Here is a 14413-nt window from a genome sequence, read left to right as displayed (position 1 = left end):
CGGGGTAGGCAATGCCTTTGCCGGCAATGTGACGCTGAATGACACTACCTTCTCACTGGCGGGGACCAATACCGCAACGCTGGAGAATGCCGGCCTGACGTTAGCCACTGGCAGTGTCACGACGGTTGGTACCGGAACGGCAAGTACTGAAACGGTGCGGGATCTGGTGATGGACGGCGGTACGCTGACATTTACCGGTGGAGCCCCGTTGTCAATTGCGCAGAGTACTATCGACACCAATAATCTGACTACCGGCGCTAACGGCGGCATTATCGACGTAATCACCGGAGGTAGCTGGAGCAATGACCTGCCAGTGGTAGATCCAAATCTGTCGATCCTCGATCAGAACCTGGGTACCACGGCAATGACGCTCATCACTGCCAGCAATGCCAGTGGGGCTGCTCAACTGACACTGAATATTGACGGCCAGGCGGTGACGCCAGCGGGTATTGTTTCCGAGATTAATCAGAACAGTGTCCATGTGGCTGATGCGACCTACAATTACTCCTTGTCCAACACTAGCGGTAGTGCCAATGGCCTGTATCTCAACTATGGTCTGAGTGCCATTAACCTGCTGTTGGACGATGCTGATGCGTTGATTATTGCCACTGGTGCCAACCCAGGCTCCAGCAGAGAGTTGACAGCCCTGTTGACCGGGAATGGTGGCATCGTTTTTGATGCTACCTTGGGTTCGGGTGCGTTGACGGTAACCAATAGCAACAACCTCTACCAGGGCAGTACCACAGTACAGGGTGGTACCGTACAACTGGGGAGCAACAATGGTTTCGGTGAAACCTTGTTGCTGAGGGTTGCAAGTACCGGCACGTTTAATGGCAACTCGTTTAACCAAACGGTAAAAGCGCTGGATAACCAGGGTACGGTCAACGTCGGTACCGGTATCTTGACCAATAGCGGGTTGTTGACTAACACTGGGGTGATTGATATCACCGGCGGTACGCTGAACCTGAACGGGGGAGGCACCTCCACGGCGGTGGGTGGCCTGACCGGTGCGGGGGCGTTGAACGTCAACGGCGGTACCTTGACCCTGAGCGCGGCCAACAGTGGCTTGACAACCGCGACCGATACCCTGATAGCCGCGCTGGCAACGGTCAATTTGACCGCTGCCAATGCTTTGGGTAGTAGTGCGGTGAATGTGTTGGGCTCCCTGAATCTGAATGCCGCTGATACGTTGGCCAACATTCTCAGTGGTGACGGCACCATCAATACCAATGCGGCAGTGACCTTGGAGGGGACCAATAATTTCACCGGTCAGCACAATATCAATGCCGGTGGTGTATTAACCATTACCGATGTCAATAACCTGGGCACCTCGGATGCCAGTGTTGACCTGACAGCCGCGGGTGCTGAACTGATACTCGATGGGGTCAGCGGTACGCTGGCTAACACCTTGAGCGGTGATGCGGCCTCAACGGTACAACTGACCAATACTGCAAACACCACGCTGACCGGTAGCAACACCGGTTTTGATGGCCTGTTTGATTTGGTGGGCAACAGCACGCTGAGTGTGTCGCAGAATGCCAACTTGGGTGATGGTCGCGTCAGTATCGCTGATGGCAGTACCCTTAACTTTAACGCCTTTGAAGGCGGTACCTTGACCTCGCTGGGTAATGTTATCGATGGCGCAGGGAGCTGGGTGCTGAACAACAGCAATATCGACCTGAGGGATAATAGCAATGCCTCTGGCTTTAGTGGCTTGCTGAATATCAATACCAACTCAGCATTGACCATCAACAGCGCTACCGGGTTGAATGCGGATACGGTGCTGAATGTTAATGGTGCCACCAGCACCTTGAATATCACCAATGTGGGTGACTTTACCTTAAACAACACCCTGACCGGGGCTGGGCAGGTTAATGTCTCTACCGGGGGGAATGCCTTCAACTTCGACATCGGGGTAGGCAATGCCTTTGCCGGCAATGTGACGCTGAATGACACTACCTTCTCACTGGCGGGGACCAATACCGCAACGCTGGAGAATGCCGGCCTGACGTTAGCCACTGGCAGTGTCACGACGGTGGGTACCGGAACGGCAAGTACTGAAACGGTGCGGGATCTGGTGATGGACGGCGGTACGCTGAAATTTACCGGTGGAGCCCCGTTGTCAATTGCGCAGAGTACTATCGACACCAATAATCTGACTACCACCGCTAACGGCGGCATCATCGATGTCATAACGGGAGGTAGCTGGAGCAATGACCTGCCAGTGGTAGATCCAAATCTGTCGATCCTCGATCAGAATCGGGGTACCACGGCGATGACGCTCATCACTGCCACCAATGCCAGTGGGGCTGATCAACTGACACTGAATATTGACGGCCAGGCGGTGACACCAGCAGGCATTGTTTCACAGATTAACCAGAGCGGTAACCATGTTGCAGATGCAACCTACAATTACCAACTTTCTAACCTCAACAGCAGCAATGCTAATGGCCTGTACCTGAACTATGGTCTGAGTGCCATTAACCTACTGACAGATACTAGCAACGGCGGTGCGCTGATTATTGCCACTGATGCTGGCGCTGGCTCCAACAGAGTCTTGACGGCCCTGTTGACCGGGGGTGGGGGCATCGTATTTGATGCCACCAATGGTGGATTGACGGTAACCAATAGTAACAACCTCTACCAGGGCAGTACCACAGTACAGGGTGGTACCGTACAACTGGGGAGCAACAATGGATTCGGTGAAACCTTGTTGCTGACGGTTGCAAGTACCGGTACGTTTAATGGCAACTCGTTCAACCAAACGGTAAAAGCGCTGGATAACCAGGGTACAATTAACGTCGGTACGGGGGTCCTGACCAATAGCGGGTTGTTGACTAACACTGGGGTGATTGATATCACCGGCGGTACGCTGAACCTGAACGGAGGAGGCACCTCCACGGTAGTGGGCGGCCTGACCGGTGCGGGGGCGTTGAACGTCAACGGCGGTACCTTGATCCTCAGTGCCGCCAACAGTGGCCTGACAACCGTGACCAATACCCTGATAGCGGCGCCGGCAATCGTCACGTTGACCGCGGCCAATGCTTTGGGTAGCAGTGCGGTGAATGTGTTGGGCACCTTGAACCTGGATGCCGCCGATACGCTGTCTAACGTGCTCAGTGGTAACGGTATCATCAATACTGATGCGGCAGTGACACTGAGTGGTAGCAATAGCTTTAGTGGTACCCATGATATCAATACCGGGGGAGCGTTAACCGTCAGTGCCGCCAATAACCTGGGGACTTCCGCTGCCACTGTCAATCTGAACGATGCGACCTCGCAACTGATATTCAATGGCTTGAGTGGCGATGTGGCCAATACCTTGACTGGCGCACCTGATTCTACAATTACCGTGAATAACCAAGCCAACATGTCACTGTCTGCTAACAACAGTGGATTTAGTGGTCAGTTTGGCATTGCCGGCAATAGTATCTTAAGCGTTAGCCAAAACCAGAATCTGGGAGCGGGCTCAGTCAACATTGATGGCGGTAGCCAACTGCAGTTCTCACAACTGACCGGGACGCTAAGTAATGTGATTAGCGGGGCTGGGATCTGGGCGCTGTCAAACGCCAGTAATGTTACGTTGGATGGCAATAATGCCTCGACATTTGTCGGAACGGTGAGTATCAACGGCGGCTCAGTGCTGAATCTGACCACTGCCGATTGGTTCAATCCATTAGCCACCGTGGATGTTGTTGCTGCTGTTGATACGCTGAATATCAATAACGATGGTGACTTCAGCTTTAATAACCAGTTATTGGGTGCCGGTGTACTCAACATCAGTACCAATAATAATGTGTTCAGCTTTGGTAGTAATGTGGGTAACGGATTTACCGGACAGGTCAATCTGCAAAATACCCAGTTCAATTTGTCCGGTGATAATACCGATAGTAATACCAATACCACTCTGAACCTGGAAACCAACAGCCGTACTTCTGTGGGTGATGGGGTGCAGCGGATCGGTGCGCTGACCATGAATGGCGGTACGTTGATCTTCAATAATATCATTGATAACGATGGGATACTCTCATCTGCCGGGACAATTGAGGCCAACAGTATCAATACGACGGGTGGTGGTACGGTGAGTGTTAATCTGCCGCCTGATGTTTCCCCAAGCCTGGATGGGCTGAGTATTCTGGAGCTGGATACCGGTTACATTGTGGTTGATTTGGTGAAAGGCGCAGCCACTGGCAGTGGTCGTGAACTGACGCTGACCGATGAGAATAATGTGCCGATCACGCAACAATACCTTGAACCGCTAACCAATCCGAACAGTGACCTCATCGCGGCGATGGGCACCTTCGACTTTGGCCTGACGACGGGAGGCCAATTGGATGGGCTTTACGTCAACTATAGCCTGAAGAGCATGGAGCTTCTGTTGACTGGCAGCGATGCGTTGGAGCTTATAGCCAGTGCCACAGATAATGGAACGCTCGCCAACGATCTCTTTGCACAGGTGACTGGCGCAGGGGACTTGGCGATTAGTGAAGCTGATGCTGGAGCAATCATTACCATCTCAGGCACCACTAACACTTACACTGGTAAAACGTTGGTGCGTTCCGGAACCTTGCAGTTGGATGCAGATACCGCGTTAGGGAGAACCTCGGATCTGGTGATTAGCAGCGGAGCTGTCGTCGATATCAATGGACATACTCAGACTGTCGGGGCTTTAAACAGTGATACCGCCAGTACCTTGAACCTGAATGGTGGTAATTTAACCGTCAGTCGCGGTGGTACGGTAGATGGGGCCCTGACGGGGGCTGGTAATCTGGTCTTAACCGACAGTACGTTGGCAGTGAATAGCAACAATACCAGCTTTAGTGGCATCACCACCATCAGCAGTGCAGCAACCGCTGCTCTGACTCAGGCGAAAGGACTCGGAACCGGTGCTATTGTGGTCGATGGAACACTGCACCTTGATGGTAGTGCTGGCGGGTTGCAAAGCGCGACACTGGTCAACGTGCTACAAGGCAGTGGTAGTACGCTGTTAAGTGATGGTGCCAATGTCATACTGAGTGGTAACAACCTTGATTATTCGGGGACCCTTACCACCCAGGCTGGCACTACCCTGACAGCGATGGGGGGTGAAAACTTTGGTAGCGCATCGGTTCTCAACTCAGGGAGTGTGGTACTTAATACCGCGAGTTACTGGGATCTCACCACGCCAATCAGTGGTACTGGCAGCCTGATCAAACAGGGTAGCGGTATGGTACTGATTGGCAATAGCCTAGTCAGTGCCGGTATGACCACGGTACAATCCGGTACGCTATTGGTGGGTTCTGCACCGGTTAACGTGGTGTCACCAACCACCTTTGCTTCGCCAGTCGCTACCGCTTCAGCTCAAGCAGCAACCTTGACCAGTGATGTGACGGTACAGGCTAACGGCACCTTCGGTGGCGATGGGCAGGTCATCGGTAATGTTAGCAACGCTGGGAATATGGTGATTGGCCGTGCAGCGACGGGCGGCAACTTCAGTGACTTTATTATCAACGGCGATTATGTGGGTAATGGCGGTAACATTGCTTTCAATACGGTTCTGGCAGGCGACAATGCGGCAACCGATAGATTGGTGATTACCGGTAATACCTCGGGCGCCAGTACGGTATCGGTGACCAATATTGGCGGTAATGGTGAGAAGAATATCAATGGTATTCAGATCATTAACGTTGGCGGTGCGTCCAACGGCAACTTTACCTTAAATGGTCGTGCTCAGGCTGGCCTGTTGGAATACTTCTTGTATCAAGGGACGCCGGGTAATCCTGCAGACGGTAGTTGGTATCTGCGCTCCAATTACCAGGACAAAGAGATCACTTATAACCCTGAGGCGGGTGGTTTTATTGCTAACCTCGCTGCTGCCAATACGCTGTTCAATACTCGGTTGGAAGACCTGCATTCATCTGATGCACGGGATGCAAACGAGCTGAATGGAGAGGGTACCCGCTCTAGCTTGTGGTTACGTCAGGTGGGTTCGCGTAATGAGTTTGAGGACTCCTCTGGACAGCTTTCCAACTCAAGTGATCGCTATGTGGTGCAATTGGGTGGCGAAGTCTGGGAGACGCAGTTTACCGATCAGGATCGCTTCGCGCTGGGTGTCATGGCGGGTTATGGTCGCTCTACGGGTACCACCGATTCGCGGGAAACCAGCTACCAGTCTGATAACAGTTTGACCGGTTATACTGTTGGGGTCTACGGTACCTGGTATGCACGGGCAACTGACCGTCATAGCCCTTATGTCCACGGCTGGTTGCAGTACGAATGGTTTAATGCCTCGGTCAGTAGCAACTCTTATGACAGCGGCACCTACAATTTGAATGGGGTAAGTACTTCGTTAGAAGGCGGTTATCCAATTGCAATTTATCAAGGTGAGCGGAATCACACTTATCTGACACCACAAGCACAGGTGACGCTCAATTCGACCTCGATGGATGATGTGAACAATGGCGGAGTGAAGGTAGAGCAGGACGGTAATAACAATCTGCAAACGCGTGTGGGATTGAAACTGTCTAACGATACCTTTATCGGCAAAGACAAGTCACGCATCCTGACGACTTATCTGAATGTTAACTGGATCCATAATGGCAGCCAACCTGCTGTTATGTCTGATGGATTCGGTATTGAGCAGACTGGTAGTCGTAATGTGGTTGAGGTGAAAGTCGGCATTGATGGCAAGGTGACTGAGAATCTCAGTGCTTGGGGGAGTTTGTCTCAGCAGATTGGTCAGAATGGTTATGATGAAAAAGCAGCGATGCTTGGGGTGAAATACTCGTTCTGATGGTGATGTGTGGTTGAATCTACTGGCTGCCTTTTTAGGCAGCCAGTTTGCTATTGGGTGCACCGTAACCAAGCAGTTAACCGGAAGCATACGCTGGAAGTCCCTTGGAAGTGATATTAAGAAAAATCTTATAAATCATTGAAGTGAGGGATAATGCGCCTTGGTGGGGTTTGAAACATTTACTTACACTTATCCTGTTTATTAATTTCCTTAATGCTTCTATGGTGGTCGCCATAGGTTTTTATCTGACCATTCTTCCAGTCTCAGAAAAACTTATGATACACAGCGCTCTGCCCTTATCCTGTAATATGAATATGTTGGTTGGTGACCCTGTTGTCTGCATCCGGTGATGCAAAAGGAAGTGGTTGTTTGGCAAGGGGCCATACCGGTTTATTTCCCGAGGCAGACCGCTATTCATTATCTTCATTGAATAGGGTTAGCAATGTCAAATTCATTCCAAAGTGAAATTCCTAAAGCTAGGATTAATCTGAAACTAGCACTGCATACGGGTGGCGCACAAAAGAAAACCGAAATACCGTTAAAATTGTTGGTGGCGGGTGACTTTAGTCATGGTCAAGAGACGGCCTCGTTGTCTGAGCGTGAGAAGGTAAACATAAATAAAAATAACTTCAATTCGGTATTACAGGATTTTTCACCCTCTGTCAATATTGCGGTGGAAAATACCTTGGCGGGGGATGGCAGTGAAGAGAATATCTGCCTGACCTTCCAGAACATGAAAGACTTTACCCCCGAACAGGTCGCCCGTCAAATCCCGCAACTCAAAGCCATGCTGGCGATGCGCAGTCTGCTGCGTGACCTCAAATCCAACCTGCTGGATAACCAGGCCTTCCGTAAAGAGCTGGAAAAAATCCTGCGTGACCCTGCCCTGAGCAATGAACTGCGTTCTGAACTGTCTGCCCTGGCGCCTCAACAGGCTTAACCGGCGACCGGTTTTTAATGGATTAACACGAGATAATGCTAATGACTGTAAAACATGAAAATGCGACCACGGGTGAAAGCGTGGTATTAGAGCGCCCAACGGCAGGTGGTGTTTATGCCTCCCTGTTTGAAAAAATCAACCTGAGCCCGGTTTCCCACCTCAGTGCGCTGGACAGCTGGCAGGATGCACAGGCGATGTCTGATGCCACTGCCGATGAACGTTTGACCGCCGGGGTACAGGTGTTCCTCGAGCGTCTGCGCCTGGCCGGCACCAAAGTGGAAAAACTGGATAAAACCCTGATTGACCACCATATCGCCGAACTGGACTTTCAGATCAGCCGCCAACTGGATGCGGTGCTGCATCATGAAGAGTTTCAGGCGGTAGAATCTTTGTGGCGTGGCGTCAAATCCCTGGTGGACAAGACCGATTTCCGCCAGAACGTGCGCATTGAACTGCTGGACTTGTCGAAAGAAGATTTGCGTCAGGATTTTGAAGATGCGCCGGAGATTATCCAGACCGGGCTGTACAAACACACGTATATTGATGAATACGATACGCCTGGTGGCGAGCCGATTGCTGCACTGATTTCTTCTTATGAATTCGATGCCTCGGCACAAGATGTGGCGCTGCTGCGTAATATATCAAAAGTCTCTGCCGCTGCCCATATGCCATTTATCGGTTCAGCCGGGCCCAAATTTTTCTTGAAAGACAATATGGCCGATGTTGCCGCCATCAAAGACATTGGCAACTATTTTGACCGCGCCGAGTACATCAAGTGGAAATCCTTCCGCGAGACCGATGACTCCCGCTACATTGGTTTGGTGATGCCGCGCGTGCTGGGTCGCCTGCCGTATGGCCCGGATACCGTGCCGGTACGCAGCTTCAACTACGTGGAAGAGGTCAAAGGCCCGGACCATGACCGTTACCTGTGGACCAATGCCTCGTTTGCCTTTGCCGCCAACATGGTGCGCAGCTTCATTAATAACGGCTGGTGTGTACAAATCCGTGGCCCGCAGGCCGGTGGTGCGGTGCAAGACCTGCCGATTCACCTGTATGACCTGGGTACGGGCAATCAGGTGAAGATCCCGTCCGAAGTGATGATCCCGGAAACCCGTGAATTTGACTTCGCCAACCTGGGTTTCATCCCGTTGTCGTACTACAAAAACCGCGATTACGCCTGCTTCTTCTCTGCCAACTCCACCCAGAAGCCCGCGTTGTATGACACTGCCGATGCCACTGCCAACAGCCGCATCAACGCGCGTTTGCCGTACATCTTCCTGCTGTCGCGCATTGCCCATTACCTGAAGCTGATCCAGCGTGAAAACATCGGTACCACCAAGGACCGCCGTCTGCTGGAGCTGGAGCTCAACACCTGGGTACGTAGCCTGGTGACCGAGATGACCGACCCGGGTGACGAACTGCAAGCCTCTCACCCGCTGCGTGATGCGAAGGTGATTGTGGAAGACATCGAGGACAACCCGGGCTTCTTCCGCGTGAGACTGTATGCCATTCCGCACTTCCAGGTGGAAGGGATGGATATCAACCTGTCACTGGTTTCGCAGATGCCAAAAGCGAAGGCTTAACACGGAGACAGAATGAAAATCTATCGTCCGTTATGGAATGAGGGGGCGTTGCTGTCCCCTCAGCAATTCCAGCAACAATCGTCGTGGGACGCTTTTCACACGGCGGGGGTGTCTGCCCTGGCTTCGGCGTTTCCCTGGGGAGTTGAGCGGGTTGAGCTGGATGACAATCTGCTGGCTTCGGGGTTGATACAGGTTTCACATCTGCGGCTTTGGCTTGAGGATGGCACCCTGCTTGACAGTCAGGTCAGTGAGTTATCCCCAGCCCCGCGTGAGCTGGATCCGGCTGAGCTTAATGGCCTTGATGCGGTGACGGTGGTGATCGCCTTGCCATTGATACAACCTGGCTTTGTTAATGTGCAGCAGGACGGGGTGATGGCAGACCGGCCACTGCGTTATCGCGAAGAGTGGGTGACCGTGCAGGATACGTTTGGTTCCGAAGAGGAATCCATGGCGGTTGCCCGCTTCAATTTTACGGTCCGTTTCGCTCATGAAAGCAACGAGTCGTGGACAACCTGCCCGGTTGCCCGTCTTATCCGTAACGGGCAGGGCGGCTGGCGTCAGGATCCGGCGTTTATCCCGCCGGTGGTGCTGTTTTCTGCCAGCCCGGCGTTGCGTGAGCGCTTGGTCTTGCTGAACCGTCAACTGCGCTCCCGTCGTCAACGCTTGATGTCCATGCGCCGTGAAAGTAACGAACGCCTGGCTGACTTTGCGGTGGCGGATGTTTCCCTGTTCTGGTTGCTCAACGCCCTGAATTCACATGCCCGGGTATTGTCGGAGTTTGAACGTTTTCCGGCACGCCATCCGGAGCAGGTGTGGGCAGAGTTGGCTCGTCTGGCAGGCAGTATGTTGACCTTTTCATTGGACAGTGACCTGGATGCCATCCCCGGTTATGACCATAACGAACCGGCCAATACCTTTCCGCCGCTATTTGAGTTGATCACCGGTTTACTGGAGGCCAGCCTGCCTTCACGGGTGATCGCGCTGCCGATGTCACGACCGGATGAGCAGACCTGGAAAGCGTCGCTGCATGATATCCGCCTGCGTGAAGAGGCCGACCTGTACCTGTCTGTCCGCTCTGATATTCCGGCCTGGCAGATTGCTGACCGGTTCCCGGAGCTTTGCAAGGCCGGGTCACCGGATGACGTCAATGCCTTCTCCATGGTTGCCTTGAGCGGCATCCCGCTGATTGCGGTCACCCGGGTGCCGGCGGCCTTGCCGGTGCGGCTGGAAAACCAGTATTTCGCGCTGGATATGGAAAGCAAGGCGGCGAAAGAGATGCTGGAACAGGGGGTCTGTATGTTCTATGTGCCGTCCTTGCTCGGTGAACTGGAGCTTGAACTGTTTGCGGTGTTGCGATCATGAGAAAAGAAATCGATATCGACCAATTGATGGCGGAAACCTGGCTGACGGTCACTCTGCTCAAGCATGGGGCAAGCTCCCCGGATGGCACCGAGCTGTATAACAACAGCTGCCAGCAGGTGGAAAGCGTGCGTGAGGCGCTGGGGCGTGCCGGGGTTGACGAGGCCAGTATTGCGCATATCTCTTATGCCCAGTGTGCGCTGCTGGATGAAGCGGTCATGAGCCGGAAACCGGAAGATATCGGCAATGGTGAAGAGAGCGGTGCGGATGCGGGGCAGTTGGCCTGGCGCAAAGCGCCGCTTCAGGCCCGGTTCTTTGGTTCTTTGTATGCCGGAGAAGCCTTGTGGGATCGTATTGCTGAAGTGCTGCGCCAGCCTGCGCCGAACCGTGCCGTGTTGACCTGCTATCACCGGGTTATCTCTCTGGGGTTCCAGGGGGTATTCAGCATGAAGTCGGTCAGCCAGTCACAGCGTGATGAGGTTATCCGGGTGCTTTCCGAACGTGTGGCCCCACTGGATGCGGGTCTGTCCATGGTGGTTCAGCGCACGGGTAAACACCGTTACAGCCTGCTGCGTTCGGTCTGGTTCTGGGTTGCCCTGACGGTGGTACTCACGGGTGCGGTTTGGTGGGGGGGCCACCTTTGGCTTCAGGCGCTGTTATCGGCGCAAGTACCGGAGCTGCCTCATTAATGCGTAAATCAGCCCTTGTCTCTGTGGTTTTACATACCTTGCTGGCCGTCGCGGCGTTGCTGTGGCTACTCTGGTATTTCATCCCGATGGGTAACCTGCTCAAAGTCGGCATAACCCTGCTCGTGCTGGGGTGGGCTGGCTGGATTGTCTGGAAGAATACCGGTCGGCACCCGGTTCAGGCCAACGGTGAGGTGGCGGACATTGACCTTCCCTTGCTGGAGACGCAGGGGCCGGTGGTACTCGTTTGTGGTGATGGCCTCGATGAACTGTTCCAGCAGCAATCCTTGCGCAAAACCGCTCAGGGGTGGTGGATCAGGGTGGACAATACCGATGCCCTGGGGGAATGGATGCGCACCTTGCTGGAGCAGCAGCCCCGCCAGGCGGGCCAGCTTTCGGTGATGTATGCGTGCCAGCCTGATCAGCATCAGGATGAGGCGGTGTTGCGTGGGGCGGTGAAAGCGTTACGCCACCAGGTTTTCCAGGCCGGTAAACTCGCCGGGTTTGATTTGCCGGTGGTATTAAGTTGTGAATTTTCCGGGCCAGAAACCCCCTGGGTGGTGGTGCGTGGCGACAAGCCGGTTATCTACCCCGAGGATCAGACCCCTCTGGCGCTCGATGACTGGCAGCAGGCGGGGGATAACCTGGGCAAGTTGTCGATACTCGGTCAGGCGTTTGCCTTTATTCAGGCCACCTTGACTGATGAGTTGGTGAAAACTGACCGACTCAGCCCGGCCATTCAGCCTTTCGCTGTCGCTTTCCGCACGCGCGCGATGCCGGTAACGACACAAACGTTATGGTCACATTGGCTCTGGCGGCGGACGTGTCTAAGGTTACCGGCTGGCGCGCAGCCTGCGATGCCAAGCCGTCGTTTCCCTGATGCGGTATTACCGCTGTTGGCCCCCTTTGCGGTCTCTTTGCAAGGTGGGCAGCGCACGCGTCGTCTGGTGTTGCTTATCGGGTTATGTGCGCTGGCCGCCTTGGGATTTTCTGCCAACAACAACCGTGGGCTGATCACCCAGGTCAGTACGGATTTACAGCGTTGGTATGCCATCCCCATGACCCATTATGAGCCCAAGGCGCAATCGCTTGATGCCTTGAAGCAGGACGTCCTGTTACTGGAGCGTTGGCAGCGGCAGGGGGAACCGATGCGTTTCAGTCTGGGATACTACCCTGGTCAGCGTTTGTGGCTGGCGTTGCAACAAGCGATTGATACCTATGTACCGCCGTCGACCCCGCAAACGGAAGCCGAGCCGAAAATCGTTCGCCTCGACAGCCTGTCGCTGTTTGATTCCGGCAAGGCGGTACTGAAGCCCGATTCCACCAAAATGCTGGTGAATTCCCTGGTGGGCATCAAAGCCAGACCCGGCTGGCTGATAGTGGTCAGCGGGCACACCGACAACACCGGCAATGCCAAACAGAACCAATTACTGTCGCTGCAACGGGCCGAAGCGGTGCGTAACTGGATGCGCGATACAGGTGATGTGCCGGAAAGCTGTTTTGCGGTGCAGGGGTATGGCGACAGCCGACCTTTGGCACCGAATGACACGGACGCCGGACGGGCACAAAACCGGCGTGTCGAAATCAGTCTGGTACCGCAGGCAGACGCCTGCCAGGTACCCGGCAACCACCCGCCGTCATCACTGGATGGTGACGGTACACAACACTAAATGGAGACAATCCCATGGCAATACCTGTTTATTTGTGGCTGAAGGATGACGGCGGTGCCGACATCAAGGGTTCTGTTGATGTCAAAGACCGTGAAGGCAGCATCGAAATCGTTGCTCAGCAGCATAACCTGTACATCCCGACTGACAACAACACCGGCAAACTGACGGGGACCCGTATTCACACCCCGTTCCTGTTTACCAAGGAAATCGATGCCTCCAGCCCGTACCTGTACAAGGCGGTGACCACCGGTCAGACCCTGAAATCAGCCGAGTTCAAGTGGTACAAAATCAATGACGCGGGCCAGGAAGTGGAGTACTTCAACACCAAACTGGAAAACGTCAAGGTGGTGAAAGTCAACCCGGTGATGCACGACATCAAAGACCCGGCGTATGAGAAACACAACCACCTGGAGCAGTTAGAGCTGCGCTACGAAAAAATCACCTGGACTTACAAAGACGGCAACATCATTCATTCCGATTCCTGGAACGAACGTACTACCGCGTAATACCCCAGCGGACAGGTTCGCCTGTCCGCGCTTACTTTTCTGAGTACCTGTCGACGGGTACTGAGCAAAGTGGTTATCTCACTTGCCTTTCGAGTTGCGGTTCACACCTTGGCAACTGAAAGGCGATGAGGGAAACATTGAGAGAATTTTACCTAGTGCGCTTTGGTTGATAGCGAAGGGCGGTAGCGTGTCAAAAGAACAGCCTCAAAGAGAGAGAATAATGGAAAATCCAGCCATCCTGTTACGTCGTCTTAACCCTTACTGTGCCCGTGCCATGGAAGGGGCCGCCTCACTGTGCCAGACCCGCGCCCATGCGGAAATCCTGCCGGAGCACTGGTTGCTGAAACTCCTGGAACAGGGGGAAGGGGATATCACGGTACTGGCCCGCCGTTACGAGTGGGAGCTGGACACCCTGTGGCAAGAGCTGCTGGCCTGGCTGGATAATCGCCCGCGCTCGGTGCGTAGCCGCCCGCAGTTGGCGCAAACCACCCAGACCCTGCTGCAGGAAGCCTGGTTGCGTGCCTCGCTGGCGGGGGAAGAGTCTATCCGCAGTGTTCATCTGCTGATGGCCCTCGTCGATAAACCCAAACTGATAGCCTGCGATGCGCTGTGGCCATTGCTGACCCTGGGGCAGAGCCAACTGGAGCGCCTGCGCCCACTGCTGGATATGCAGTCGGAGGAACGCCCGGAAGTACAGCAGGAAGCCGAGCTGGCACAAAGCGGCCACTCACCGGAACTGCACACCGACGCCACCCCTGAAACAGAGCTCAACCCTGGCGAACTGTCCGCCGCCCTGCAGAACGCGCTGGACAAATTTACCCTGGATGTCACCGCCAAAGCCAAAGCAGGTCAGATTGACCCGGTATTTGGGCGTGACACCGAAATCCGCCAGATGGT

General features: G+C 54.0%; 8 protein-coding genes. All 8 read left to right on the top strand.

Annotation, left to right across the window (positions count from 1 at the left end):
* The first annotated feature begins 28 nt into the window (after nucleotides 1-28).
* Complete coding sequence (locus IO95_RS24615) at nucleotides 29-6772, top strand: autotransporter outer membrane beta-barrel domain-containing protein (protein WP_235186719.1); 6744 nt, start codon at nucleotides 29-31, stop codon at nucleotides 6770-6772.
* Between the two features lie 442 nt (nucleotides 6773-7214).
* Nucleotides 7215-7712, top strand: a complete 498-nt coding sequence (gene tssB, locus IO95_RS00450; protein ID WP_037383279.1) for a type VI secretion system contractile sheath small subunit — start codon at nucleotides 7215-7217, stop codon at nucleotides 7710-7712.
* A gap of 35 nt (nucleotides 7713-7747) precedes the next feature.
* Nucleotides 7748-9295, top strand: coding sequence for a type VI secretion system contractile sheath large subunit (gene tssC / locus IO95_RS00445; protein ID WP_037383277.1), 1548 nt, complete (start codon nucleotides 7748-7750; stop codon nucleotides 9293-9295).
* A 12-nt stretch (nucleotides 9296-9307) separates the two neighbouring features.
* Nucleotides 9308-10657 carry a type VI secretion system baseplate subunit TssK gene (gene tssK, locus IO95_RS00440; RefSeq protein WP_023492787.1) on the top strand — a complete coding sequence of 450 codons (1350 nt, stop codon included), beginning with the start codon at nucleotides 9308-9310 and terminating at the stop codon, nucleotides 10655-10657.
* Nucleotides 10654-11343 (top strand): type VI secretion system protein TssL, short form, encoded by a 690-nt coding sequence (gene tssL / locus IO95_RS00435; protein WP_023492788.1) that lies wholly within the window; start codon nucleotides 10654-10656, stop codon nucleotides 11341-11343. The genes tssK and tssL overlap by 4 nt, the downstream gene beginning before the upstream one ends.
* Nucleotides 11343-13010: an OmpA family protein gene (locus IO95_RS00430; protein WP_037383274.1), complete on the top strand. Its 1668-nt coding sequence runs from the start codon at nucleotides 11343-11345 to the stop codon at nucleotides 13008-13010. The genes tssL and IO95_RS00430 overlap by 1 nt, the downstream gene beginning before the upstream one ends.
* Nucleotides 13011-13024: 14 nt before the next feature.
* Nucleotides 13025-13516 carry a type VI secretion system effector Hcp gene (hcp, locus tag IO95_RS00425; protein WP_037383271.1) on the top strand — a complete coding sequence of 164 codons (492 nt, stop codon included), beginning with the start codon at nucleotides 13025-13027 and terminating at the stop codon, nucleotides 13514-13516.
* A 220-nt stretch (nucleotides 13517-13736) separates the two neighbouring features.
* A partial coding sequence (locus IO95_RS00420) for a Clp protease N-terminal domain-containing protein (protein ID WP_037383266.1) occupies nucleotides 13737-14413 on the top strand: 677 nt, incomplete at its 3' end.

This window comes from Serratia sp. DD3 (assembly GCF_000496755.2).
Note: the sequence above shows the minus strand (reverse complement) of the source record. Positions and strands in the feature narration are given on the sequence as shown.